23 protein-coding genes and 1 tRNA gene are annotated in these 25,202 nt (G+C 41.7%); 12 read left to right on the top strand and 12 right to left on the bottom strand.

What is annotated here, in order from left to right; genetic code table 11:
- The first annotated feature begins 9 nt into the window (after positions 1-9).
- Both AN34_RS01125 and AN34_RS01120 read left to right on the top strand, forming a co-directional pair.
- Positions 10-81: transfer RNA gene (locus AN34_RS01125), tRNA-Arg, on the top strand.
- Positions 82-383: 302 nt separating this feature from the next.
- Entirely contained in the window at positions 384-1,655 is a 1,272-nt protein-coding gene (locus tag AN34_RS01120) for a site-specific integrase (RefSeq protein ID WP_231625465.1), read from the top strand.
- Between the two features lie 985 nt (positions 1,656-2,640).
- Here AN34_RS01120 and AN34_RS01115 read toward each other — a convergent pair.
- Positions 2,641-3,612, bottom strand: coding sequence for a nucleotidyl transferase AbiEii/AbiGii toxin family protein (locus AN34_RS01115; protein WP_029281416.1), 972 nt, complete (start codon positions 3,610-3,612; stop codon positions 2,641-2,643).
- A 17-nt stretch (positions 3,613-3,629) separates the two neighbouring features.
- Entirely contained in the window at positions 3,630-4,196 is a 567-nt protein-coding gene (locus tag AN34_RS01110) for a DUF6088 family protein (RefSeq protein ID WP_029281414.1), read from the bottom strand.
- A gap of 655 nt (positions 4,197-4,851) precedes the next feature.
- On the opposite strand from AN34_RS01110, the gene AN34_RS01100 reads away from it, so the two are divergent.
- The 4 genes from AN34_RS01100 (at position 4,852) to AN34_RS01085 (ending at position 11,445) form a co-directional block, all read left to right on the top strand.
- On the top strand, positions 4,852-5,463 hold the full coding sequence (locus AN34_RS01100; protein ID WP_029281406.1) for a GIN domain-containing protein: 612 nt from the start codon (positions 4,852-4,854) through the stop codon (positions 5,461-5,463).
- Between the two features lie 480 nt (positions 5,464-5,943).
- Positions 5,944-6,693 carry an ImuA family protein gene (locus tag AN34_RS01095; RefSeq protein ID WP_197285466.1) on the top strand — a complete coding sequence of 250 codons (750 nt, stop codon included), beginning with the start codon at positions 5,944-5,946 and terminating at the stop codon, positions 6,691-6,693.
- Positions 6,694-6,695: 2 nt separating this feature from the next.
- Complete coding sequence (locus tag AN34_RS01090) at positions 6,696-8,204, top strand: DNA polymerase Y family protein (protein ID WP_029281402.1); 1,509 nt, start codon at positions 6,696-6,698, stop codon at positions 8,202-8,204.
- The gene (locus AN34_RS01085) at positions 8,113-11,445 is read left to right on the top strand and encodes an error-prone DNA polymerase (protein WP_369818068.1); all 3,333 of its coding nucleotides are present in this window, start codon (positions 8,113-8,115) and stop codon (positions 11,443-11,445) included. The genes AN34_RS01090 and AN34_RS01085 overlap by 92 nt, the downstream gene beginning before the upstream one ends.
- A gap of 107 nt (positions 11,446-11,552) precedes the next feature.
- On the opposite strand, the gene AN34_RS01080 is transcribed toward AN34_RS01085, so the two are convergent.
- The 6 genes from AN34_RS01080 to AN34_RS01055 all read right to left on the bottom strand — a co-directional run bounded on the left by AN34_RS01080 (position 11,553) and on the right by AN34_RS01055 (position 15,491).
- On the bottom strand, positions 11,553-12,035 hold the full coding sequence (locus AN34_RS01080; RefSeq protein ID WP_029281399.1) for a hypothetical protein: 483 nt from the start codon (positions 12,033-12,035) through the stop codon (positions 11,553-11,555).
- Positions 12,022-12,693 (bottom strand): peptidoglycan-binding protein, encoded by a 672-nt coding sequence (locus tag AN34_RS01075; protein ID WP_231625464.1) that lies wholly within the window; start codon positions 12,691-12,693, stop codon positions 12,022-12,024. The genes AN34_RS01080 and AN34_RS01075 overlap by 14 nt, the downstream gene beginning before the upstream one ends.
- The gene (locus AN34_RS01070) at positions 12,612-12,983 is read right to left on the bottom strand and encodes a hypothetical protein (RefSeq protein ID WP_051666140.1); all 372 of its coding nucleotides are present in this window, start codon (positions 12,981-12,983) and stop codon (positions 12,612-12,614) included. Before AN34_RS01070 ends, AN34_RS01075 begins: the two co-directional genes overlap by 82 nt.
- Before the next feature lie 103 nt (positions 12,984-13,086).
- The gene (locus AN34_RS01065; RefSeq protein ID WP_029281392.1) at positions 13,087-13,725 is read right to left on the bottom strand and encodes a DUF6266 family protein; all 639 of its coding nucleotides are present in this window, start codon (positions 13,723-13,725) and stop codon (positions 13,087-13,089) included.
- Between the two features lie 416 nt (positions 13,726-14,141).
- Positions 14,142-14,417, bottom strand: a complete 276-nt coding sequence (locus tag AN34_RS01060; RefSeq protein ID WP_029281390.1) for a helix-turn-helix domain-containing protein — start codon at positions 14,415-14,417, stop codon at positions 14,142-14,144.
- 204 nt (positions 14,418-14,621) lie between these two features.
- On the bottom strand, positions 14,622-15,491 hold the full coding sequence (locus tag AN34_RS01055) for a LytTR family transcriptional regulator DNA-binding domain-containing protein (protein ID WP_197285465.1): 870 nt from the start codon (positions 15,489-15,491) through the stop codon (positions 14,622-14,624).
- Positions 15,492-15,768: 277 nt separating this feature from the next.
- On the opposite strand from AN34_RS01055, the gene AN34_RS01050 reads away from it, so the two are divergent.
- The 4 genes from AN34_RS01050 (at position 15,769) to AN34_RS01035 (ending at position 17,985) form a co-directional block, all read left to right on the top strand.
- Positions 15,769-16,164, top strand: a complete 396-nt coding sequence (locus AN34_RS01050) for a hypothetical protein (protein ID WP_029281385.1) — start codon at positions 15,769-15,771, stop codon at positions 16,162-16,164.
- Between the two features lie 110 nt (positions 16,165-16,274).
- A complete protein-coding gene (locus AN34_RS01045; RefSeq protein ID WP_029281382.1) occupies positions 16,275-16,847 on the top strand; it encodes a Crp/Fnr family transcriptional regulator in 573 nt (190 codons plus the stop codon).
- Between the two features lie 217 nt (positions 16,848-17,064).
- On the top strand, positions 17,065-17,526 hold the full coding sequence (locus AN34_RS01040) for a MauE/DoxX family redox-associated membrane protein (RefSeq protein WP_051666138.1): 462 nt from the start codon (positions 17,065-17,067) through the stop codon (positions 17,524-17,526).
- A 78-nt stretch (positions 17,527-17,604) separates the two neighbouring features.
- On the top strand, positions 17,605-17,985 hold the full coding sequence (locus tag AN34_RS01035) for a hypothetical protein (RefSeq protein WP_029281378.1): 381 nt from the start codon (positions 17,605-17,607) through the stop codon (positions 17,983-17,985).
- 59 nt (positions 17,986-18,044) lie between these two features.
- On the opposite strand, the gene AN34_RS01030 is transcribed toward AN34_RS01035, so the two are convergent.
- From AN34_RS01030 to AN34_RS21540, 4 genes are all read right to left on the bottom strand, one after another.
- On the bottom strand, positions 18,045-19,415 hold the full coding sequence (locus tag AN34_RS01030) for a RagB/SusD family nutrient uptake outer membrane protein (RefSeq protein ID WP_029281376.1): 1,371 nt from the start codon (positions 19,413-19,415) through the stop codon (positions 18,045-18,047).
- Positions 19,416-19,460: 45 nt separating this feature from the next.
- Positions 19,461-22,673, bottom strand: a complete 3,213-nt coding sequence (locus AN34_RS01025) for a SusC/RagA family TonB-linked outer membrane protein (RefSeq protein ID WP_029281374.1) — start codon at positions 22,671-22,673, stop codon at positions 19,461-19,463.
- Positions 22,660-23,313 (bottom strand): TlpA disulfide reductase family protein, encoded by a 654-nt coding sequence (locus AN34_RS01020; protein WP_029281372.1) that lies wholly within the window; start codon positions 23,311-23,313, stop codon positions 22,660-22,662. The genes AN34_RS01025 and AN34_RS01020 overlap by 14 nt, the downstream gene beginning before the upstream one ends.
- 264 nt (positions 23,314-23,577) lie before the next feature.
- On the bottom strand, positions 23,578-23,742 hold the full coding sequence (locus AN34_RS21540) for a hypothetical protein (protein ID WP_157263155.1): 165 nt from the start codon (positions 23,740-23,742) through the stop codon (positions 23,578-23,580).
- Positions 23,743-24,059: 317 nt separating this feature from the next.
- On the opposite strand from AN34_RS21540, the gene AN34_RS01015 reads away from it, so the two are divergent.
- Positions 24,060-24,311, top strand: coding sequence for a helix-turn-helix domain-containing protein (locus AN34_RS01015; RefSeq protein WP_051666135.1), 252 nt, complete (start codon positions 24,060-24,062; stop codon positions 24,309-24,311).
- 245 nt (positions 24,312-24,556) lie between these two features.
- Positions 24,557-24,757, top strand: coding sequence for a hypothetical protein (locus tag AN34_RS01010; protein WP_051666133.1), 201 nt, complete (start codon positions 24,557-24,559; stop codon positions 24,755-24,757).
- Positions 24,758-25,202: the final 445 nt, after the last annotated feature.

Below are 25,202 nucleotides of genomic sequence, written 5' to 3'. Positions count from 1 at the left end.
AATTACCCTGGTCCCGTAGTTCAACGGATAGAATAGAAGTTTCCTAAACTTTAGATATGAGTTCGATTCTCGTCGGGACCACTTCCTCGGATTCAAACCAGAACATTGTCGTGCAAATCGTTGATTTTCAAGACTTTGTTTTGGTTTTCATAACACATTAAGTCCCGTTTTTGACCATTCTGAATGGTTAATTTTAGTGAGTCGAAAATTTACTACTTTTTGTAAAGTAATGTAAGTCAGTAAATTGTTTGAAATATCAAAACCAGAATTATTCCGAAATGTTCGGGCGCTGGATTATTTTGTAAGACATTGATTTACAGCTCGTTCGACTGACGAACATCTTGATGACTCACTGGCTCAAATGTACATTTGTTTAATTTTAAATGTATCATTATGAGTTACAATTTTCATCTTTTGTTCTATCTGAAAAGACCAAAAAATTTTATCAAGGGCGAAATGATGCCTATCTATTTACGGATTACTGTGAAAGGAAAACATTCGGAAGCAGGGAAATTATTCCCAGCTTCTGGTCTGCGCTAAAAGGAAAAGGCACTGGCCTGCGTGAGGAGATCCGGGAACTTAATGATTATCTGGACACGCTCGCCTCAAAAGTTCGAAGGTTTCATACCTCTCTTGTGGAAAAGGAAGATGAGGTGACAGCGGTAGTCTTGAGGGATCATCTTACCGGAAAGAATACGTCTAACCATAGCCTGCTGAGAGTTTATCAGAAGCACAATGAAAATATGGAAAAACTGATTGGTAAAGGATACAGTTATAGCACGTTTCAAACCTATCAAAGTTCCATTAGGCACGTTAAACAATTTCTTCAGCTCAAATATGAGGTTCAGGACATTAATATCAAAAAGGTGGATTTTAAATTTATCACTGATTATGAGCTATTCCTCAGAATTGACCGGGGAAATAATGCAATGTCTGCCCGGAAATATATTGTTCACCTGAAAAAAATCATGCTGTATTGCCTGGGTGCCGGGTGGATTGTTGGTAATCCATTTTTAAATTATCGCAATACTGCTAAAGCTAAGGCAAGGACTTTTCTAAATATGGAAGAGTTGGATAGAATTAAAAACAGAGAATTTCCACTTGAGCGCTTAAACATCGTTCGTGACATTTTTATTTTCAGTTGTTACACCGGTCTTTCTTATATTGATGTGAAGCAGCTTCGCCTGGATCAGATTACAAAAGGTGATGACGGTAATTTATGGATATTCATCAAACGGCAGAAAACGGAAACACCTTGTCACATCCCCTTGTTGGATGAGGCAAAAGTAATTCTTGACAGGTATAAGAATCACAGGATATGCCGATGGAGAAAAGTGGCATTGCCAGTGCTCACTAATCAACGCATGAATGGTTACCTGAAAGAAATCGCCGATCTTTGTACCATCACTAAGGTGCTTACGTATCATCTTGCCAGGCACACTTTTGCAACCACTATTACGCTTTCAAATGGTGTTCCGATTGAGACCGTATCCCAGATGCTCGGGCATAATAGCTTGAAAACAACGCAGCACTATGCGAAGGTGATCGATACGAAAGTTAGTACTGAGATGTCTGCATTACAGGAGAAACTTCTGGAACGGAATAAGGAAGAAGAGGATACTGGCGATATGAAAGTTATGAAGCTCTTTAGGTAAAGATGAAATAGCTGTAAGTGGATAATATTATGCTCATTTCCGTGATTATTGAGTATAATATTATCCATTTAATTTTAGTATTTCTTCTTTGATAGCACACGATGTCCAAAATTATTTGGGTATATACGCGGGTGTGCTTTCGGAATTTGATTTATATCATCTTGTTTTAAAAAATTACATATTTCTTTGACAGAAAGAAGCAAGCTAGAATTATTAAATCTTAAATATATCTGTTAATTCTATTCATTTTATATCATCGCATACTATGTAATAAGGTACTCGGATATTGCCAGTATTGTATCGACGCTAGTGAGATAATTTTACACAAGGGTTTAAAAAATAAATAATTATGATACTAATAGTATTACTTTTTATGTTTTTTTAAACTGGTACAGAGATGTCTGCATTAAAGGAGAAACTTCTGGAAGGGAATAAAGAGGATGATGGTGTGAAAGTTATGAAGCTTTTTAGATAGATTGTTAACTATGTAGCAGTTATAGGGTTTGAAGATTGAAGCAATGTTATTTAGATTCCTTATTCATCTTAGTTTGGCAAAATCATTAAAATATAATTTATAGTGTAACCTTGCTAGGGGACATTTTGCCCGTCATTGATGAGCTATGGGTTATCGCTTTACATCATTTTATTTTTGTTTATTGGGCAAAAAAAATATTATAAAGTGTCACAAATATTTCATGAATTTGTGACAAAATAATTCATTTTAACGTGAGTTAATTGTCATACAATCAGGTAGTTAACAAGGTGATTAGGGGTAAGCGCGAAAAGATATTTTTTCCAACCGACTTTTCTTGCATTGATACTACTGATGTGATTAGGAGCATCCTACACAGGCTTCAAAGGGATCATGTAGAATGTAATATCTGATATGAAATGATTTTTAATTAAATGTTATATGATTATTCCGAACAAATGGTGGCACAATTAACTAAGAGATTTTAGCCTTTTATTTCAAAAAAAGTTATAACTATAATTTTAATAGGTTCGCTTGAATAAGCGTTAGTATTTCATCGAAATCAGGCTGCCCTAAGTAATAAAGTCCTGATGTTCCGCTATATCGGTTCCTAAAATCTTCCCTTATTTTCTCGTCAGTTAAAAGGAAAGCCTGCTTTTCCACTAATGGAGTATCAAGATCGACCTCCGGGAACCAGTGCGATTTATGGTCCTGATATTCTCTTGTTGAAATAAACTGCTGGATATCATCTCTCTGTAAAAGCTTATAGACATCATAATATTGCCGCATAAAATTGACCTTTGGCCCACCACGACCCACAGTTTGTTCTCCACGGAACTTGGTTACGATTGTCTGGAGCTTTTCCACTAATGTATAGCCGGGATGGTAGCACGCGATATTTAAAGCCCTATTGTCAAGCACATCAAGACCAGCTTCCAATGCTCTATCGTACATCCATGAACTAATATCAACATTTTGGTTAGGGGTAACCTTTGCAAATCTGACCTCAAGCAATATGCCATCCTTAATTCCTGGCACAGAACCAAAATAGCCATTGTATTTCAACCGAATACCACCGTTCCTTCCCTTTTCGTCATCGATTTCGATGTCGCGCTCTGGCTGAATACCGTCTATAACAATATTGTCCGACAGCCAATCAAAGAACTTCATCCTATTTTCTACGGTATTCTTACCAGTTGATTTCGGATTTTCATTTACCTGAATGCCCGTCTGGTCAAAAAATGCCCGTGGCGGGATGATATGCAAGTCAATGTCTTCTGAGAAGCGGTCAATGATCTTAAAGCCCTTCGATAGAGAGGTCCCCCCCTTAAGCTCAAAACCGAGTCCCAGGTTTTTCATGCCATAAAGTACGTGCATGATCCAATAGTCCTTTTCTATCAACGCATCAAGTATACTAGTCTCAGCTGACAATGTACTAATCAGGCTTTTAAAATCCTTTCGCTGGTGAAGAAACTTGCTGCTCATATAACTTAGGTAATTACTTAGTTCGTAGCTAATAACTTTCTTGTTTTTGGGTTTCCATATTTTTCAGCAGCATCTCCTAAAGACTGCTGATCCAAACTCCTTGCTGTTTCCAATGCCTTTTCAAGTACTTTGGGCTGATCCTCAGCAAGTGATTCCAAATTATTGATTAGGTCAATCACCAAAAATTCCTTGGTAGGCTTGGTTGGAAAAGAAGACTTTTTTTTAAAGGTGAACAATTTGTTACCCAATTTAATATCTCCGCTGCGCAGGTGGTTGTAAACAATCTGTTTGTTATACAACTGTGTCGTCCCCAGGCCCAACGCATTAAAATAATTGAAAGAAGTAATCAGAAAGTTGGTATTGTCCAAGAATTTCTTGATGAGCATATCATCCGCCGGTGGCTCAAAACCAAATGCATTTTTCTTCGGAAAGTGATATAGCCCAGGGCCAACTCTTTTCAAAGTCCCCTCACCTGTAAGTTCCGAAAGATGCCTGTCTATTGATTTTGACCACTTTTGCAGTTCATCCCTTTTGTATATCACCCCTTTTTTAAGATGACTCTTTAATTCCTCTAATTTTGGCATAACAAATCCTTTTGGTTAAAAATATATGGATTATTAAAGTATTTGCATGATTTTTGACGAAATTTCATTCAATAATCAGCTCTAAAAAAATCAAATTGAAAGAGCTTTTGCTTCTACTATCTTTCTACATGCATCTAAATATAAGCACATATTCAAGTTGAAAAATTTTACATCTCTATATTTCCAGTTTGAGTTCGTCATGGAAGCGCCATTGATAAATCTGTTTTTATGCACAATTTGTGTTCGAGTCGCTCTTTTTATCCATGAACTTTTAAAAGAACTGTCAGGTAAATATATTAAGGGCATTGCCCAAGTAGTCTTGCGATGGTTCATTCAAAGAGAGGTCAGTGCTATTCAAAAATCAGTAAATAAAAGATTAAGGAAATTTTAACCTATTTGACTTCGAACTATCCGCCGATGATATGGTAGCCATCAAATCATTAGATATAGGACTTATTCAAAAAACATACGTATTGCCACAATAGATAAATTTATGCAAATCTGGCTATAGAATTCGCAACTGTTCGTCTAGAAATTACAGGCGTTGGTCTAGTGGTTCCCTACGCTGGTATATTACGGGATTTTTGCCTGAAACGTTTGATGGACAGCTGCGTCTTAATAACAAACAATAGCAAAAACCTAAAATATAAACGATATGAAAACTTTAGCAAAAACAATATTCGCAGCAGCATTAACAGCAGTAGTATTAACTTCATCAGCAATGGCAACTTTTGCCGCTGAGCCAGTTAAAGCAGAAACAAAAACTTCCTTATTATCAAAATTCAACAGGATCTGGGTGAGCGGGAATGTGAAAATCGTCTTAACCCAAGGTGACAAGCAAAATGTAGAGGGTATGAACAACTATGACGCTGCAAAAACCTCAGTATCAACTGATGGAAAAACCTTATTTATCAATTCATTGGAAACAAGTCAGGTAACACTTAATATTACCGTAAAAGATTTGGAAAGAATTGAAGCTTATGGTCAATCAGTTGTGGTCACCAGCAATAATTTTGATGTAAAATACCTGCAGTTATTCTTGAGCCAGAGTGCTACAGCAAGGATTAAAACTACAGCAGGCAGTTTATATACCATCGTTAAGGATGATGCGGTATTAAAATTAAATGGTACTGCCAGTCAAAGTACAATGATTGCTAGCAACATGAAAAACGTAAAATTAGCCAACTTTGCCAGTCTTAAATCAGAATCATATGCTTCTGAAGCGATTATGGAAGCAGAACAAAATGCAATGGTTTTAGCAAAATAGAAACTTGTTATTGAGATCAATTAGAGCTGTCCTTTTAGGCAGCTTTTTTTGTGAAATGCTATTAATAACTAATTCCAATCTGATCAATAGATTCCTCACATAACTCTTGGTTGTTTATTTTGCGTAAAATACCTATGAAATCGAAGAGCCAAACATGTTGCGCTGAGGCCATACAAGTTCATAATCGGTTTTTTCAATATAAAAAATATTTTCAACTGAATCACATTTTGAGAACTTTTTTCCGAAAAAGTAATTGAGACCTGACTAGCTGAAGTCGCTTTTATTTGGTCTGCGTTGTAATGTGCTCCTGTGCTGTTGAAATAGTTTACAGACCTTAGACTCAATATCAGTTCTAATACAATATCTCATTGCCTTTCTGCTTATCCACAAAAAAGGCATAATTTTCCACATTACATTATTTGCTAACAAATTTAGCTTTAAGTTTGTTATTGGTTTTTATTATGCTAAAAATAATAGTATATGAATCGTTCAATCATGGATACTAAAAAGGAAATTTTAATCAAACTGCAGCAGGACATCCTCCTCTGGCAAGGCATCAAGCCACCGGCTTTAGGGAAGGCCGAGCGCATTGGTCTTGGAGGAATAGAAAATGTCTTTCCTGGTGGTGTATTTCCTAAAAGAGCAATCCATGAATTTATTACAGTGTTGCCTGAGCATGCTGCTGCAAGTAATGGCTTCATTGCCGGTTTATTGTCGGTATTAATGGCGCAAGGTGGTGCTTGTGTTTGGGTAAGCACATCACGCCGCTTATTCCCGGCATCTTTGGGTACTTTCAATGTAGCGCCCGATCGCATGATTTTCATGGATGTAAAATCTGAAAAGGATGTACTGTGGATTACCGAAGAAGCTTTAAAGTGCGATGGACTTGCTGCGGTAGTGGCGGAACTGAATAATATAAGTTTAATTGAATCGAGGAGGCTGCAGCTTGCGGTGGAGGAAAGCGGTGTAACTGGTTTTATCCTCAGGAAAGATGCCAGTAAGGCAACAAGCACTGTAGCTACTGCAAGGTGGAAGATCAGCCCCATGCCTACGGAAAATGAGGCAGGTATGCCAGGTCTGGGCTTTCCACGCTGGCGGGTGGATTTGCTTAAGGTGCGCAATGGTAACCCTGGTAGCTATGTGATGGAATGGGCTGGTGAATGTTTCCAAGAAGTTAAGACGGCTGAGCACATCATCTGGGCTGAACAAGAGAAGCGGCAAATTGGATAGGCATGCAAAGACGTTTTGTTTCCATATGGTTCCGCCAGCTACTGGCCGACTGGCAGCTGATCCGCCGCCCTGAACTAGCAGGAGTGCCTTTTGTATTTGCTGCGCCCGATCATGGCCGCATGATGATCACAGCGGTAAGTTCCTTAGCTGCTGAATCTGGGGTAAAACCTGGTATGCGGGCAGCCGATGCCAAAGCGATTTGTCATGGGCTGGAAGTGTTGGATGATAAGCCGGAACGACCTCGCAATTTGTTGCGCGGGCTTGGCGAATGGTGTGTTCGCTATTCCCCGATTGTGGCTATTGATGATTTCGGTATGGATGGCTTGTTGCTAGATGTCAGCGGATGCGCGCACCTGTGGGGTGGGGAGCGGGAATACCTTAAAGAGATCATTTCCAGGTTAAAAAGTAAGGGCTATACGGTTAGGGTAGCCATCGCTGATACACCCGGCGCTGCCTGGGCAGTTTCACATTTCGGCAAAGTAACGCCGCTGATCCCGGCAGGTAGTCATCCTGAGGCTTTGCTTGACCTGGCACCTGAGGCTTTGCGGTTGGAGCAACCAATACTCACCAAGCTTCATAAGCTCGGGTTTTACCAGATTAAAAGTTTTATGACTATGCCGAGATCCGTATTGCGCAGGCGTTTCGGAGAAAGTTTCCTGTTGCGGCTGGCGCAGGCGCTGGGTACGGCGGATGATATACTTGTTCCTTTACAGTTGCCGGTTCCATTCCAGGAACGTTTACCATGTTTAGATCCGATCAAAACCCGGGCAGGAATTGAAATCGCTATAAGTAAGATGCTGGAGCTGCTTTGTAAACACATGCAATCAGAAGGTAAAGGTTTGCGCACCGGTATATTAACCGGTTACCGGATTGATGGTAAAGTGGTGCAGGTATCTATTGGCACCAGCTATGCTACACATAGTATAAGCCATTTGTTTAAGCTTTTCCAATTGAAGATTGATCAGATTCGGCCAGCCCTTGGCATTGAACTTTTTGTGCTTGACGCGCCAAAGGTGGATGATGTGGAAGTGCCTCAGGAACAAATGTGGACAGTCCAATCAGGGTTAGACAGCCAAAGTGTAATGCGGTTGATCGACCGGGTAGCCGGTAAGGTTGGCGCAGAGGTTATCCATCGTTACCTGCCTGCCACCCGTTACTGGCCGGAGCGGGCAATTTCTCGAGCCGGATCAATTACCGAAAAAAAAACAACAGAGTGGCGGATAGATCAGCCCCGTCCAACTGAATTGCTAAAGCAGCCAGACCCGATTGAAGTGATGGCCCTGATTCCTGATCATCCGCCTAAATTTTTTATTTACAAAGGGATGCAGCACCATGTGGTCAAGGCAGACGGCCCGGAGCGCATTGAACGGGAATGGTGGCTGGATCAGGGTGAGCACCGCGATTATTATCAGGTAGAGGATGAAAAAGGCGGACGGTACTGGTTGTTCCGTTCCGGGCACTACGGCGGGGAACAAAAATACAAGTGGTTCATTCATGGATTTTTTGCTTGAAGGTGTTATGGGATATAGTGAATTACAGGTGACTTCAAATTTCAGTTTCTTACGTGGGGCTTCCCATGCACATGAGCTGGTTAACCAGGCAGCAACATATGGGTACCAAAAGATCGCAATCACCGACCGCAATACATTAGCAGGTATTGTCCGGGCACATGCAGCTTGCCGGGAAAAAAATGTACAGCTAATCCCGGCCTGCAGGCTGGATTTACTGGATGGACCAAGCTTGCTGGCTTACCCTACAGATAAAGAAGCCTACGGCCGATTATCAGCATTGCTAACCCTCGGCAACATGCGGGCGGAAAAAGGTTCCTGCCATATTTCAAGGGCTGATGTGTATGCCCATCGCAAGGGGATGATCTTTACCCTTGTCATGCCAGGTGTACTAAACCGGAGGTTTGAGTATGATCCGGCTTTTATTGCTGCAGTTGGTCAGTATCAGGAAGCCCTGGGTGGTCAGCTTTATTTAGCCGCAACCAGAACCTATCGGGGTAATGATGATAAGCTGATCTTTCGAACCTCGCAGCTTTCAGATTTTTACGGAATTCCGGTGGTGGCCACTAATGATGTGCATTATCATGATCCTTCACGCCGTGAATTGCAGGATGTACTGACCTGTGTCCGGGAAAAGTGCACGATACAGGAGGCCGGTTTCCGCCTGCACCAGAATGCGGAGCGATACATGAAGGAAGTAGCTGAAATGGAAAGGCTGTTCAGGAAATATCCCGAAGCGATTAAAAATACGATGGTCATCGCAGAGGCCTGCCATTTTTCACTGGATGAATTGAAATATGTATATCCGGAAGAGATCAACCAGAGCGGGCGTTCTCCTTTAGAGGAGTTGGAATACCTGACCTGGAAGGGCGCATATGCATTTTATGGCGAAACCGTACCTGAAAAAGTGGTGAACATGATTAATCATGAAATGGCTTTTGTAAAGGAAATGGATTATGCCAATTACTTTCTATTTGTGGAAGACATTGTAAGGGAAGCACGTTCGCGTGGAATACTATGCCAGGGCCGGGGCTCGGCAGCCAATTCGGCGATCTGTTTCGTACTGGGCATCACCTCAGTCAACCCGATGAAATTTGACCTACTTTTTGAGCGGTTCATCTCTCCGGCCAGGAATGAGCCGCCCGATATTGATGTGGATTTTGAACATGAACGGCGTGAAGAAGTCATCCAGTATATTTATAATAAGTATGGCCGTGACCGTGCAGCTATAGTAGCTACAGTTACCCAGCAACACCAAAAAGGTGCCATCCGCGATGTAGGTAAAGCTATGGGCCTTTCAGTAGATACGATTAACCGCTTGTCGGGATCACTATGGGAACATACCGACGAATGGTTCGATGGCAAACGGGTAACAGAATCAGGATTGAACCCGGATGATCCGCACCTGATCAAAACGCTGGAGCTCACCAAACAAATGATAGGTTTTCCTCGGCAGCTAGGTCAGCATACCGGAGGTTTTGTAGTTACGCAAGGCAAATTGACTGATCTTTGCCCAATACTGAACGCCAGGATGGAAGACCGCACTAACATTGAGTGGAACAAGGATGATATTGATGCACTGGGATTTTTGAAGGTAGATGTGCTGGCCTTGGGTATGTTAACCTGTATAAGAAAAGCCTTTGACCTCTGCCGCGATCACTATGGCATGCAATATACTTTGGCCAATATACCACAGGATGATCCTGAGGTATATGATATGATTTGTGTGGCTGATACTTTAGGCGTTTTCCAGATCGAAAGCCGGGCACAGATGTCGATGCTACCAAGATTAAAACCACGTGAATTTTATGATTTGGTAATCGAAGTGGCCATTGTAAGGCCAGGCCCAATCCTGGGCGACATGGTGCATCCATATTTAAGGAGAAGGAATGGTGAAGAGGATATTGTATATCCATCCAAAGAGTTAGAAGAAATTTTGGGCAGGACACTAGGTGTACCGCTTTTTCAGGAGCAGGCCATGAAAATTGCAATTGTAGCAGCAGGATTTACGCCTGCTGAGGCAGATGGTTTGCGAAGGAGCATGGCTACTTTTAAGTTCAAGGGGCTGGTTAACCAATACGAACAAAAATTAATTGACGGCATGCTGGCAAAAGGTTATAGCCTGGAATTTGCCAAGCGCATATTTAAGCAGCTGGAAGGGTTTGGAAGTTATGGTTTTCCTGAAAGCCATGCGGCCAGTTTTGCTTTACTGGTTTATGTATCCTGCTGGTTAAAACATTATTATCCTGATGCGTTTGCTGCCGCATTGCTAAACAGTATGCCAATGGGCTTTTATCAGCCTGCTCAGATTGTGATTGATGCGAAAAAACATACTGTAGAAGTGCGTGAATTGGATGTAAACCATTCCTTATGGGATAATAGTTTGGAAGAAAAAACCGGGCGCTACCTGGCTCTTCGTTTGGGTTTTCGCGAAATCAAGGGGATAAGGACAGAGGATATAGATATTTTGGTTAATGCACGCAACGGACAGGGCTATACCAATATTACCGCCTTACGTGATGCAGGTGTTTCATTAGCCGCACTGGAAAAACTTGCAGATGCAGATGCATTCCGGTCAATGGGGCTAGATAGAAGAAAGGCATTATGGGAAATTTCTGCTTTACAGGATATACCGATAGAACTATTTAAAGGGCAGGCATCTGAAAGTATACTGGAAACGCAGGTTAAGTTGCCGCTGATGAGTATGGGCGAACATGTGGTACAGGATTATGCAACGGTAGGGTTATCCCTGAAAGCGCACCCGGTGAGCTTTGTGCGTCCACAACTGGATATGCTTAACATTCGCTCTTGCCATACCATTAATCATGATACAACAAATGGACAGTTGGTTAAGGTAGCCGGATTGGTATTGGTGCGCCAACGCCCCGGAACAGCCGGTGGGGTTTGCTTTATAACTATTGAAGATGAATCAGGATTTTCAAACCTGGTGGTATTTGAGAAGCTTTTTGAAACTTACAGAAAGGAAATCCTGCATGCCAGGCTACTTATGGTAGAAGGCCGTTTGCAAAGGGAAGGCCAGGTGGTACATGTGATTGTAAGTAAGTGTTTTGATTTTACCAAAATGCTGGGTAAGCTGGTGCAACGGGAGGTAGATGATTTGCCGGTATTAACACTGGCACGTGGCGATGAAAGAACAGCGCCTTACAAGGTTCACGATAAAAGAACCCAGGTAAGGGAAGAAGTGGCTAAAGATGCTTTTCATGGTGGAAGGAATTTTAAGTAAATATTGTACAGGCAAAGGCATTTTCTTTATGAATCTCCGTCATACCGATTGTTAAAGCAAGCCACCTGCAATTGCGGGTGGCTTGTTGTTTTAAATTATAAATGCCATTATTTCCAATACCGTACCAAAAGATAGACGCATCCTGATAAGGCTACAATAAACAGGCTTACCCAGAGCCATGCGGCAATCGCTCTCCTGGTTTTTACCTGGTTCTTTTCCACCTTGCGGTATTCTCCTTTGTCCTTCACCAGGTTTGCTTGCTCAAGGTGCCTTAAATTGACAGTTTCACGCTGTTGCAACGTTTTATGTTGTTGTTTTCCTTTCAGGATCACTTTTGTGGCCGTACCCTGAAAACCACTCAAAGTATTATAAGTGAAAGGGCCTACAGGTGTAATCTGCACATCATACGCTGTGCTGCCACTATCTGTAATCTGTTCTGTATTGCTGCTTTGCATGGTTTCATCATTATGGCTATAGCTGTTGGTTTCACTCAGGGCCTGCTGTTGCAGAAATTGCTTTGTATTTTTTAGGCTGCTACAAGCACAGCACATTAAAATTAACAGCATAAAACCAATATTATCTATGCGCATGGTCGCCTCCTTCCTGTTTTATCCAATCAGCAAAAAGTTTAATACTTTGTACCAGACGGCGTTTTCTGTGCACGCCATTACCTTCCCGGCTGCCGTCCATATTGGTATTGCCTTCAATGGTAATTAACCAATGGCCATTCTTTTGCGCTACTAAACCACAATGGGCAATTCTTTTAAGTGATGGGAAATATACGCCAAATATGGTTGCAGGGCCAATGTTGGTGGTACGCCGTTTGATCGGAAATAAATTTGGACTCCAGGCAGTTACAGGCTGGCAAAAGCCTGCCTGCCCAAATACCCAGCTGACAAAAGCGGCGCACCAGGGGTTGCCCTTCTTTAAACCGGTATAATGCAAATAGGCTTCTATCTGGCGGCCATCATTATGACCTGTGGCTTCCCGAACACCAATCTGTGATTGAGCAATGGTGATGATGCGTTGCTGAACCGAAATTACTGTTGCGCTGTTGGTAAAAAGTCCAAATGATTTTTCTACACCACACAGCTTCCCGATCCTTATTTTTGAACTACCTCTTCCTATAACTACTGTGTGCTTCTCGCCATCCACGAAAGCCTTGGCTAAAATACTGCTGCTAAACACGCAATGCCCGCCAGTAAAAACAAGGCAAATGATGCCCAGTAAAATCCTAATTGTTGCCATAATGCTAAAGTGTTGAAATGTGAAATCAGATGAATTAAGGATACTAGGCCCAGGCGATGCCAAAAATAATGTATCAGGTACCAGGCCAGCAGCAGCCAGCCAATAAAAAGCAATGCGCTTAAATAAACCATTTGCCAGATTCCCGGATCGGGTAAGGCAGTGGTGCTATCAAAATGTAACAGTACCCTAGCTAAGGTATTCCATGTTAAAATGGCAAGAAAGCTAACAAATGCGATTTCAGGAAGATTTGAAAAATTTGCCGCTCTTAATTTTAAAATAAGTGTTTTCATGATATTCTAATTTGTGGATGGCTGTTCACTGTTACCGTTCTGTTTTAGGAATTAGATTACGTTAACTTTAAGCAAACAGCCATTCAGATAAATTGATAAATAATTAAGGTAGGGTAACCGTACCTAAGTACTGGCTATTACCAACGATATCGCCTTCCCTTTTGATCGCAAAGGCCCAGATATACAGTACATCTCCTGAAAAATCTGTACCCATATTGATGGTATAGGTTAAATCAATACGCGTCATATCTTCATAAATGAGATACATCATCTTGGTTTCATTGAAAACCATTACCATCAGGCTATCATCAGAAAATGCATTGTAACGGTTTAAAATGCTTTGCCAGGTCAACACCAGATCACTACCTGTTAAAGTAACTGCTAGTGAATGGAAAACAGACAATGATCCTTTACTCATGACTATTTTTGAAAAGTCAACGTTAAAGTTTGGATAATCGCCTTGGATGGCCTGGGTTAAGAAAATTTTCACTGCGGCATTATAGCCCGTGGTTTTGTTCAGGTTCTTATCGCCAAAACCAATGTTCAGGATATCCTTTATTGGCCTAAGGTAAACCGGCGCCATGGCAAATTTGGTTCTTTGTGCCACCTGGTCTTTAGTGGCTTCTTTACTCGATTTTTTAGGCAAACTCCTGATGTAATCAATACTGCGCCAGCTACTGCCTATCACGCTGCCTACCTTGCCTGAGAATGTGCCATTGGCACCTTTTGAATACGCTCCCATAATTTTAATTTTTAAATGTGAATAATCTTAAATGGATGTTTTCATACCGGTATATTTTAAATCCATGTCTCAAACTTAGCGCAATGGCAGGTGGTGCCTATATTTTGAACCTAAATGAACAATATTGGGCTATTTTGAGCTGATTTGAATTGCTTGCAAGGAATATTAAGGGTATATAGGCATAAATCAATTACTTGCCGAATTTACTGCCACGGCAAATAATTGGTCTATACGCAACCACTGTTATGATCATACTGCAGGCAATCTTGTATATCGTAGCTGTTTCATTATGATCTGGTTACCTTAACTTTACTTACAAGGTTAGCAAAGGGTTACCAATGGGTACAGAAAAGGTTAACGGCAGGTAGAGAAAGGGTTAACAAAGGGTTAATCTATCTGCAATAAAGTGCAATGCATCAGGTGCGGCCACGGCGATGGCTTTCTTCAAAAGCAGCAAGCAATTCACTTTTATAAAAACGATCACCACCAGGCATTTTGGTGGGTTTCAAAGTGCCGTCTTTTACTTTGCGTTTATAGGTGCTTTCACTAATTTTGAGGTAATCTTTTACTTCCTGGCGCGTCAATTGTTCGTCTTTCATGCCAGGGTGTAGCGGCGTAATTAAGGCAGGGTTTTCTTTTAACAGCAGATAAATGTTATAAAGGATTTTAATCAAAGTATCGATCTTTTTCATATACACAATATTCAGGTATGAAGGCATTCAGCACAGTGGGGATAGAAGCTATTTAATGCTTCACAGATTCTGAATGCACTTTAAAAAATGTTGAAAGGGTATTTTGACCGACATCTAAATTTATAAAAAAACTTGGTTTAAAAAGTACTTTTGTATATCAGGTGTTTTCAACAAACAATCGTTTTTCCACACCCGGACGAAAAACTATTGCCTTTCGACAAACTTTTTGAAAGCTATTTTAAATTCCTGAAATTGATCTCTGGTAATACTTTTGTCGCCATCAAAAGCAACATCTGGCTTAAGAATAACTTCTCCTTTTTTACAATCGCTTGTATAACTATCAATCAGATTAAAAGAAAGGATTACATTCCTGTTTATTTTGATAAACTGATCCGGATCCAGCAGGTTTTCTATTTCTCTTGTATTGAAGTCGATAAACCATGTAGTTCCATCTGTTAGTGAAGCTTTGCCTGTACCCGCTTCCCGTTTAAAGTAATTTAGTTCCTTCACATGGAAAACACGCTTCTTTTTCCCTAACACCCCTTCAAATACCTGAGCTCGGTCATGTTCTATTGTTTCATTCAGACGGGAGTCATTACCCTTCCTGGTAATTTCCGAGGTTTGCTGATTATCTGTATAGCCTATTTTAATTTTCATATACCAGATATTCATCAGGTAAATCAGCATTTTGGCGAGGGGAAATTCTGAAGTCAGATATGCACTCTTTTTAAAATCCTGCATAAAAAGCCAGAAAAAGAATTTGATTAAAACCAAGTCAAAATATATGGGGATCAAGGCACAAAACAATAGCTGAAATGCCAGGCGCTTATTAAAATAGGATGCCCATGGATACCATCTATCTAACAGTAGAGAAACCTGATGGATGTAATTAATCAATGCAAGTGCAATGGCTACACTGAATATAAGAGTGATGTAAACATTTGGGTCATAAACTAATTCGTTAACTGATCTTACCTGTCCTTCTACTACAATATAAACTGATACCAATGCCGCTAAAATAAACCTGCCGTAAAAAGACGGGTAATGTATTTTTTGATCCGAAAGTAGAGGCATAAAAAAGGAAATATATTGTTTGAAATGAGAATATATAAAAAAAATTTTATTAAAAAAAATACAAGGATATTCCTTTATGATTAGTTTTTTGTAGTCATACATCCACACAAAATATTCGGGCGGATATTTACTGTTTTCTGGCAGTTTAAATTACTATCAGCACCTTTTGATTAGATAATTGGGCTATTTGTTAACCGCGGCTGGATTAATAGATTTTTTTTGGCTTTAGATTGAATAAGTTTGGTTATCGCAATGTTGCGTATTAAAAACTTTATCTATGAGGAAATTCAAACTAGATGCCGATGGGCTTCAGGGTCTGCTAAAAGAAATTTATGCACTGCCAGACCAACAACTTCAGCAACATGCAGGATTAATAGTAGCCAATTTTAAATTGTGGGTGGGTTCAAATTTCGAGCTTCAGAACAGCCAGCTTGATTATCTGAACAAAATTAGTGATCTGTTTATTACCGCAGCCGCGGCTGAACTAAGCAGGTTTGTTGGCAAACGGTTACCTGTCTCTTTCATTAAGACCCCCAGCGGCAAACATTCAGCAAATACTGCTGAAGCGCAGGATAAAGTAGTTGTGGTACATAAAGAGAAAAAGGTGAGCGCTACAGCCAGTGGTGCTTATCTTGAAGAGGAACGTTTAGTCTACAAGATTATGTACGAATAATGCTTTTAACCGCCACAATCATTTGACCGACATCAATTGTGGTAAATCACCCCTGATCATCCTTCTTTCCGTTCACATCCCATGTGTTTATTACCGGTTAACTGAAGCCTATGTGTAACTTTAAAAAATTAAAGGATTACCTTGATAGTTTCTATCCAGTATCAAAAGCGCTTGAAGAATATTTACAAGCCAGTATTATTGAAAAAACCTTTCCGAAAAACCATGTGTTGCTTAGTGAGGGCGAAATACCCAAAGCACTGTGGTTCATTGTTAATGGTACCGCCCGCGTGCATCGTTATGATGATACAAACCATGATGACGTCACCTTATGGTATTGGCGCAATGAATTGATTATGCCCTTTTCCGGTTTTTGTGGCCGGTTACCTTCCCAAACCAGTATCTCCCTCATCCAGCGTTCCACTGTCATTTGCCTTTCATACGTACATGTTAAATATTTGCATGAGCTTTTTCCTGAATATCATTTTATTAACCAGGCCGTCTTAGAAAATACCAATACCAGATTGAGCCAGTACCTTGATTTGCTGCAACACCAGGAAACGGCTGTTCGATACCAATTTTTGCTGGAGCATCACAGCCAGTTGTTATTGCATGCCAGCCTTAAACACATTGCTTCATTTCTAGGTATGAGTATCAGTACCATCAAGCATCTGCGCTATGGATAAAGGCTATGATTGATCGTAGCTTAACCTGAACCTGTTACCATTTCCTGTTTACTTTAGCCTGTTAAAGTTTTAATATCTTTTCCAATACAATCGCCAGCGATCAGCAAGCGTATGCAAAAAAGACCATATGTAGTGCCGATTCATAATATTATGGTGCTTAATTGACCATCATTCACCCAGCTGGTCATCCTAACTTGTGCTATTCAATTAAAACGTTATGAACAGGAAACCGGATATATATCATATTGTTAATGCCATAGGTATACACCTCCTTATTGCACTCTGGTCTTATGCCTTCATCGTTAAGGTGGCCGATTTGGCCCATTATCATAATCAGATGAATGAGCAGCCTTTTTCTCCAGGCTTCATCTCTTTGCTTACCTATTTACTTCCCCTATTGGAAGGGTTGGTTGCATTGCTTCTGATCTTGAATAAGCAAATGGCTGGTTTATCTCTTTCACTGTTGTTGCTGCTGGCCTTCACTGTGTATGTCCTGCTGGTACTCGGGCATTATTTTCCACATACACCATGCAGCTGCGGGGGTTTCATTTCTAAAATGAGTTGGAAAAACCACCTCTGGTTTAACCTTGGCCTTATTGCCTTAAACGGTTTTTGTTTCTATTATAAATATCATCAAGAAAGGAGGTCAACAGCAAGCATCAATCAACTTATCACTTAAACAAACGAGGGGTTAACCCTCAATCTTAAATCAACTTTTTCGTTTGCTTTTTCAAATGCAATAAAGCATTCCTAAATCATGAAAACAACATTTAAAAAATTAAGCACAGGCATCCTTGCCGCTGCTTTTGGAATCGCCCTGGTATTTACCGGTTCAGCCTTTAAAGCTACCCATTCAAAAAGGGTGCAGTACACGTTCAGGTATAATGATACCAACCACAGTAAAGCCAATGTAGAGGATGAAAGCAAATGGTTGTATGATCCATCAGCGGCAGGCTGTGATGAGAACCCTCAGCAAGCCTGTTTAATTACCGTTGATGAAACCTATGTTAACCCGGGAAGCACGCCTACGCTAAAATCAAGCCTGAACATTAGCGCTGCCGCATTTAACTCAAGTAATGCCTACGTGGCGGGCAGTGCAGATGCAGGTATGGAAATCCAGAACCGCAGTATTGAATAATAAGTTCACACTGGTTTTAAAAAAAGGGCAGCCTGGAAATTCCGGCTGCCCTTTTTGCTTTAGTTTTGCGCCATTCCCGTAAGCTGTATAATATCAGTGGGCAACGGAAGGGCATAATAACCTGAATTGGCTTTAAGGGTATAGGTCTGGCCTGCTGCTACCCGGGTTAAATTAATATTTGCACCTTCCTTGTTGTAGCGTTTGATATCGTAAAAACGCAGGCCCCGCAATACCAGCTCTTTTCTTCTTTCCGTTCTGATTTTTGTTAATGCTTCTGCCCGGTTGGCTGCCGTTAAGGGCACATAAGTAGCAGTATTTTTGAAACGGGTTTTCAATAGGGTGTTCAGGTCGGCCATCCCACCGTCAACATCATTTAACCAGGCCTTGCATTCTGCACTGATCAGGTATAGTTCATCGGTGGCAAAACCAGAAAAGTTAACATTAATATTTGCGGTATAATTGCCCTTAAACTGCTGGTAGGGTGCGGCTGCCCTGAAATAGGCAGTTTTACGCAAATCATTCGCGGCGTAGCTGGCATACAGGTTGCTGTCAATTCTTGCGCGCAACAGGGCATGTACCCCAAAGCCGCCAGACAACTCTGCATACCAAATGGTTTCTTTATTAAATTTCCTAAAAGGTGTAGTACTACTTAAAGAAATTAGATCGGCATCGCCATTATAATTGATGAGTTGGCTATTGAGCGCAAGCGCCTCCCGTGCATATTTTAAGGCTGTTTCATAGTTGTGCATATACAGGTAACACCTGGCCAAGAGTGCAGCAGCTGCCATTTTTGATGGCCGCATCTGGTGCGCGGCATAGTTAGGTAGTAGCTGAAAGGCCTTTTGGGCATCATCAATCACCTGCTGATAACATTCAGCCACCGTTGCTCTGTTAGAAGGAATATTGAAATTGGTTTGTAAACGAAGTGATACCCCTAAATCATTAGAAGCCGTGTTTTCATCATAAGCCAAGCCGTACTGGCCTGTCAACATCAGCAAGTAATAGGCTCTGTAAAAATGCGCACTCCCAGCAGCATTATCCCATTCCCCGGCATTGTTGCTCAGGCGCGTTACCTTATCCAGTATTTCCAGGCATAGGTTGCTGTTATAAATGGCCAGATAGCCCAGGCTCCAGTCGTTAACGAACTGGTAGGGCGTAGGTTTCCAGGTGTACACGTCCTGTGCGGTGTTGCCAACTGCCTGGTAGCTGGTCGGCGGTAAAAAGATGTCATCAGCAGTGGCCTCACCATAAGAGGGTGAGGTACGCAAGTTCATATTTGCCGCATCATCCATCAGGCCCTGGGCGTCACTAATGGAGGTCGGTACCACCAGCCGGGCATCAGATTTTACTTCGAGGTATTTTTTGCAACCCAATATGGCGGTAGTGCCATATAAACTCGTTAGTAATATTAATTTGTATATCTTTTTCATCTTGCAGTTCAATAGATTAATCATGTATTAAAGAAATGTTTGCGGTTAAAATGCAGCCCTGAATCCAAAAATGAACTGTCGGGCCGGGGGCACTACATTAGTATAATCAGGATCATAACCATATCGGTTGGCTTTCCATAAAATACCTGCATTTTGTAAGCCTGAATAGATTTCTAGGTTTCTAAAAGGGAATTTCCACAGGGTCGTATTTACATTATACGCCAGGCGGACATAATCCAGCCGGATATGATCGCCGGGCATGATGTTCACTGTTGATCCGGCATAAAAGGCATCACGGGCACTGCTGGCAGGATAAATAAAAGCAGGTACATTGGTGAGCAGTTCATCACCTGGCTTTTGCCAACGTTGTGCAAACTCCCTGTTCCCAGTGCCATTGCTAATGAGCTGGCTATAGGCCAGTGACGGTTTGCGTACTTGGTAACCCAGTTTATAGTTCAGGTTTACAGATAGGCTCAGGCTCTTCCACCTAAACGTATTGATTAAAGAACCAAAATAGGTAGGACTTGCCGAGCCTTTGTATTCCAGGTTGGCACCACTTGCTGCAGCCTCTGCAGCTATGGCTGCATAATCCGTACTTAAGGCTCCGTTTAAATAGCCTTGTGAGTTACCACTGGCATCTAGCCCACCCCATCGATAAGCGGCTATTGAATACAGGGGATAGCCTTCAATCGGGGTAATATAGGTGCCCCCGGATAGGATACCGTATAAGCCAGTGCCAGTTGCGCTATAATATTTGGTGGTTTTGCTCTGGTTATAGCTCAGGTACAAATCCGTGTTCCAGGAGAATTGCCCGGCATTTAGGTTTTTGCTGTGTATGTCTAAATCAAAACCATAACCTTTCATCCCTGCAATGTTCCGCACCAATTCGCTTCTAGCACCCCATGTGGTATAATCGTAGGGGGCGTTTCCATACAAATCGGTGCCTTTTTTAACGTACCATGAAAATGAACCAGTAAGGTACTGCCGCTGCAGTTCAAAGTCCAGTTTGAAGTTAAGCTGTGAAAGCTGTTCCCAACGAAGGTCTGGATTATTGATGGCCTGGATCCGGCTAAAAGGCAGGCCGGTGGTGCTGTTGGTGGCGTAGGTGGCTATGGGCAATGCCGTTTTGGTTAAATCAACATTGCCGCTATAACCAAAGGTGCTGCTTAAGGTGAATACGGGCAGCCAGTCCAGGTTATAAAAACCTTCCTCAGCCAGTTTCCAGCCCAGGCCTGCACTCCATAAAGGCTTCCATTTATCATTGGTATTGGCCCCGAATATATTGGAGCCATCGCGGCGGATGCTGCTGCTCAGCGTATAGCGTCCCCTGTAGCTGTAGGCCACATTGGCATACAGGCTCACAAACCGGTAATCGGTTTGCGTTAAGGTATTGCTGCCTGCCAGCTGGCTGTAGGTACCAGTAAGCAGTTCGGGGTAATAGGTGAGCTCATCTACCACACTAAAGTATAGCGGATCGGCCTGATAGCCTAGGCGCCTGTTGCTGCCTGCTTGGGTGCCGGCAGATCTGGCTTCGGCCCCGGCCATGGCATTTACTGCATGCAGGCCAAATATTTTATTGTAGTTTAACTGGGCCCTTCCGGTATATGAATTTACAGCAGTGGTATTGGTGGCTAGTATGCCACCTTTGGGTACAATGTATTTGATTTGCCCTGTAGCCGGATTGTACTGGCTGTAGGTATTCACCAGGTTGCGTGCGGCATAACTTGCTGCATCGGCCGTTTGCGTTAAGGTTACATCCTGTTTCTGATACTGGTAACTCAGCTGTATATTTAAGCCATCTACAATCTGGTAGCGCAGGCCGGCACTGGCAAAGAACTCCTGTGTTTTCGTTTGGTACTGGTTATACCGGTAATCATCCAGCGGGTAATAGGCCCAATCGAGCAGTTTGCCACCGGCCAGTGTATCGGTATAGGCCGGCCGGTACTGGTAGGCCATTTTAGCACCACCGGCAAAATCCAGATAGGCCGGATAACGGCCTCCTATGGACAGGCTGTTAAAAGCCGGCCGGCCACTGTTGGCAGTGCTGTTGGTATAATACATATTGGTACTTAAGGCCAGGTTTTTGGTGATCTTAAAATCGTTGGCAAAATGCAGGTTCAGTTTAGCGGTGGTGTTGTAGGTTTCGCCTTTGGTACGGTCATAAGCTGCACTCAGTAAATAGCTGTTTTTTTCACCACCGCCCTTTAAACTTAAATTGTATTGTTGGGTAAGCGCCTGGGTGTAAAAGTTATCCAGGTAGGCTTGGCGGGTATCCTGCCGGCCTAATGTCTCTAGTTGGCTCTCACCGGCCTGCCGGTTAAGCGTTCCGTTGCGCATGGCCAGCAAAATTTCTACCGCAGGCGTTAAGGCATAAAAAGGCGTTGTGTTGATGCGATCGTTAAAATATCCGGCATCAAATAATTGCCTTTCTACCATCATGTAATCGCTGGCTTCCAGCTGGTTCATTTTCTTGAGTTCTGGTAGTGTCTGTACCACATAACCGGCACTAAATGCCACCTGCATGGCCTGGTTTAATTTTCCCCGTTTACTGGTGATGACGATTACCCCGTTTCCTGCCCGTGCACCCCAAATGGAAGCAGCGGCGGCATCTTTGAGTACCGATACACTTTCTACATCATTGGGGTTAAGGTTACTGATATCCCCTTCATAAATAAAGCCATCCAGTACAATCAAAGGATCGAGCGGGCCGTTAATGGTGCCCAGCCCCCTGATGGTGAGGCCGGTGGTATTTTGCGGGTTGCCATTGCTTTTGCCGGTTTGCAACATTAGGCCGCTACTCTGCCCTATCAGCCGATCGAGTATATTGCTCCCCACCCGGGCACTTAAGGCCTGCTCATTAATAAGCGAAACAGCGGCGTTAATTTCATTGGGCTTTACGGTTTGGTAACCGGTTTGCACCACCACCTCATCCAGTTGCTTCACGGCTTCGGTCATTTTTACCGAAAGAAAATTTGCACCTGCATAAATGCGGTAAATGCCCGTATAGCCCGTGGCCGTAAAGCGGATGGTATCACCATTCTTTGGTTTATTGATTTCAAACTGGCCACCAGCAGCCAATACTGCCGCAGCCGGGCTGCGCACCGTGGCATTAATGCCCTTGCCGTCTAAATCGGTTACGTGGCCGGTGAGTTTAAGGAGCGTTTGCGCTGAAGTACCCAAGCTGGCCAATAGCCATAGCAGGCTGATGCCGATGCATAAAGCGTATGGCCTGAGCCGGTGTGCGTTAAAATAGTTCATGTCGGTTGGGTTTGGTGTTTAGGTTAAGCGAAAGGCCTGCTATCAGGCGTTCGATAGGGGCTCCGGTTAGCGCTGCCGCCCCGGTGATGGCCTTGATCCGTCCATCGGCCCCGATCCAGATGTAGTGTGGCATGCTTTTTACCGGAAATACTTTGCGCAAAGCGGCATCTGATTGAACCACCGCTAAGTTGAAACTACCCCTTGCCTTACGGGCATCGATAAACCGGCGCAGGGTGCCTTCATCGTCCTTTTCATAGGTGTTGATTAACAGGATCTGCAGGTTTTTACCATAGCGGTTTTGCAAGGAATCCATTTTGGGAAACTCCTTTAAACAGGCGGTGCAATAGGTGGCCCAAAAATCAAGAATAAGGGCCTTGCCCCTAAATGCGCCCAGGGTAGCGGTGCTGTCTTTATGGTTCAGTATTTTCTCCAGTATCAGGTTGGGTACCTTATCACCAATCAACAGGGTGTTCGGCTTGGCAAGAACTTGCGCTTTTACATTGGTATTAAATAAAGCAAGCATTAAGACCAGCAGGGTATATCCTATATTAATAGGATGCTGCAGGGTTTTTATATATAATGCCTTCCGGTTTTTTGGGCATGGCCATGCCCGGGCGATGAATAAGTGTATTTTTCGCATATTGTTTGTTAGCTGATGATAAAAAAAATGGTCGTTAAGGCCAGGCAATTGATGGGCAGGCCAAAGCTTGCTATGCTGTAAAGGCTGTCATCCTACGAAGCAAAGAATCGGAAATCGCTTTACGATCTACGTTATGTCTCCATAGTTTAAGCATTTACTGCTTTGCCTGAGCAAAAAAAGCAAAACCCTGTCCGTTTAAAACCTGGTAAGTTACCTCTAACCTTAATCAAGCTATTATGAACGGAACAGGGTTCGCCCTCTAAACTAAACAGGGTTTTTTGGCTTTAAAGCGTACAAATAATCAAAAGGACAATCAATGGGATGAGTAACATGATACAACTGTTTTGGATTTGAATAGAACACAAAAACAGGTACCGCTTTGGGATGAAGCGTAGCATTTATTTGTACTGCTGTTTCTTTCTGGTTCATACTCGTATTGATGAAACACGAGTCTTGTTGGAAAAGCTTTCACAATACATGTGAGGCTGCAAACCATAACTTCATTAAAGTTCTCACGCCTTACGTTGAAATGGAATTACAGCAGCCCCACATCTATTTCGATGTACAAATATATACAACTACACATAGATATGGGTATTAATCTGCTGTCTTGCTTCAACGGCGTGAGATTCTGAAGTTGCAAGACTCTTATTAATACCTAATTATAATAAACGAATATAATAAAACCTTTCTTTGTATGCAAATAGACCTACAAATAAATTATCTCATTTTTCTCTATTTGTTAGGTGGACGAAATCAGAAAAGATCAATTATTAAAATCATTTGGTGCTCATCTTAAAGAACTGCGAAATCGTAAAGACATAAGCCTTCGTATTCTAGAACAGCTTTGTGATGTTGAACATAGCCAAATTCATAAAATTGAAAAAGGCTTGTCTTCCCCAACCCTAATTACAATGGTAGCCTTAGCGGAAGGTTTGAAAATTCCGTTGAAAGAGTTAATTGATTTTAAATACGAAAACAAAACACCTGAATTATAGCATGTATCTTCTTATCGATCAAATATCCTAGTCGATAACTATGTTGCAGAAATGATTTAAAAAAAGCAAGCTAACGCGGCCTGCCGATTCCGGGTGATTTTCCTGTTATATCAAATATAACTGATTAGTTTTCGTTTTCTTCAAATACAGCATGACTATTTATAAGATTCCAAAGTCTAACATCATACAATAAATAAGTTAACCACTAAATTAGTTTTCGATACAGGAAGGCTTTTCTAAATATAATGGCTTCATTAGCAGAGGACAAAAGAGAATTGAGCAGAGAGAGAACTAAGGCTGCTTTAGAATCTGCAATGGCAAGAAGCCGTACAGAAGGTAGAGCAAAAGGATTTATAAAAGATACTATTTCCAAATTGTTGGCTATGCGGTCTGTGTATAAGGACATGGATAAAACGCCAGCACAAATTTTAAAAGTCTGCAACTAACCAGATCAACATTTTACCGCTATGCTAAAATTTTTGATACCTACACGAATAAATGAAATAAAAAGCTACAAAAAAATATTAAGGGTAATAAGTATATAAAATTTACAAGTAAACATGTTCGAAACTTTTTAAAAAATATGGGTGTAAATCAATATGGTATTGCAGCGATATTGATCATTTCAGTAGTGATTTTAATACGTGCCATATCATCTACGGCATTTAAATGGCCGATGAGAGAAAATATTATTCAGAGCTTCTGCTAAACTTAGGTATTTCCTAAGCGATAGATTAGAATATTAAAATCAACCAGCCTCAGAATATCACGATAGTCATACTAGGAGTTCAGGGTATGTTTTTTTCATGCGCAATCTGCCACATCAACTTTAAAGTTGATACGTGATCAAATACATGTTGGGAGATTTTTTTTTATCGAAAAATTCAATCA

Origin of the sequence: Pedobacter sp. R20-19 (genome assembly GCF_000708265.2) — a bacterium.
GTDB lineage: Bacteria > Bacteroidota > Bacteroidia > Sphingobacteriales > Sphingobacteriaceae > Pedobacter.
This window is presented reverse-complemented; position numbering and strand designations above follow the sequence as displayed.

Excerpts from the sequence above, each read along its gene's own strand:
- AN34_RS01110 (WP_029281414.1), bottom strand. The coding sequence starts at position 4,196 with ATGCCAAAATTAGAGGAATTAAAGAGTCATCTTAAAAAAGGGGTGATA.
- AN34_RS01065 (WP_029281392.1), bottom strand. The coding sequence starts at position 13,725 with ATGGGAGCGTATTCAAAAGGTGCCAATGGCACATTCTCAGGCAAGGTA.
- AN34_RS01025 (WP_029281374.1), bottom strand. The coding sequence starts at position 22,673 with ATGAACTATTTTAACGCACACCGGCTCAGGCCATACGCTTTATGCATC.
- AN34_RS01120 (WP_231625465.1), top strand. The coding sequence starts at position 384 with ATGTATCATTATGAGTTACAATTTTCATCTTTTGTTCTATCTGAAAAG.
- AN34_RS01080 (WP_029281399.1), bottom strand. The coding sequence starts at position 12,035 with ATGCGCATAGATAATATTGGTTTTATGCTGTTAATTTTAATGTGCTGT.
- AN34_RS01070 (WP_051666140.1), bottom strand. The coding sequence starts at position 12,983 with ATGAAAACACTTATTTTAAAATTAAGAGCGGCAAATTTTTCAAATCTT.
- AN34_RS01050 (WP_029281385.1), top strand. The coding sequence starts at position 15,769 with ATGAGGAAATTCAAACTAGATGCCGATGGGCTTCAGGGTCTGCTAAAA.
- AN34_RS01095 (WP_197285466.1), top strand. The coding sequence starts at position 5,944 with ATGAATCGTTCAATCATGGATACTAAAAAGGAAATTTTAATCAAACTG.
- AN34_RS01090 (WP_029281402.1), top strand. The coding sequence starts at position 6,696 with ATGCAAAGACGTTTTGTTTCCATATGGTTCCGCCAGCTACTGGCCGAC.
- AN34_RS01045 (WP_029281382.1), top strand. The coding sequence starts at position 16,275 with ATGTGTAACTTTAAAAAATTAAAGGATTACCTTGATAGTTTCTATCCA.
- AN34_RS01010 (WP_051666133.1), top strand. The coding sequence starts at position 24,557 with ATGGCTTCATTAGCAGAGGACAAAAGAGAATTGAGCAGAGAGAGAACT.
- AN34_RS01100 (WP_029281406.1), top strand. The coding sequence starts at position 4,852 with ATGAAAACTTTAGCAAAAACAATATTCGCAGCAGCATTAACAGCAGTA.
- AN34_RS01035 (WP_029281378.1), top strand. The coding sequence starts at position 17,605 with ATGAAAACAACATTTAAAAAATTAAGCACAGGCATCCTTGCCGCTGCT.
- AN34_RS01060 (WP_029281390.1), bottom strand. The coding sequence starts at position 14,417 with ATGAAAAAGATCGATACTTTGATTAAAATCCTTTATAACATTTATCTG.
- AN34_RS01085 (WP_369818068.1), top strand. The coding sequence starts at position 8,113 with ATGAAAAAGGCGGACGGTACTGGTTGTTCCGTTCCGGGCACTACGGCG.
- AN34_RS01075 (WP_231625464.1), bottom strand. The coding sequence starts at position 12,693 with ATGGCAACAATTAGGATTTTACTGGGCATCATTTGCCTTGTTTTTACT.
- AN34_RS01040 (WP_051666138.1), top strand. The coding sequence starts at position 17,065 with ATGAACAGGAAACCGGATATATATCATATTGTTAATGCCATAGGTATA.
- AN34_RS21540 (WP_157263155.1), bottom strand. The coding sequence starts at position 23,742 with ATGAACCAGAAAGAAACAGCAGTACAAATAAATGCTACGCTTCATCCC.
- AN34_RS01115 (WP_029281416.1), bottom strand. The coding sequence starts at position 3,612 with ATGAGCAGCAAGTTTCTTCACCAGCGAAAGGATTTTAAAAGCCTGATT.
- AN34_RS01055 (WP_197285465.1), bottom strand. The coding sequence starts at position 15,491 with ATGCCTCTACTTTCGGATCAAAAAATACATTACCCGTCTTTTTACGGC.
- AN34_RS01020 (WP_029281372.1), bottom strand. The coding sequence starts at position 23,313 with ATGCGAAAAATACACTTATTCATCGCCCGGGCATGGCCATGCCCAAAA.
- AN34_RS01030 (WP_029281376.1), bottom strand. The coding sequence starts at position 19,415 with ATGAAAAAGATATACAAATTAATATTACTAACGAGTTTATATGGCACT.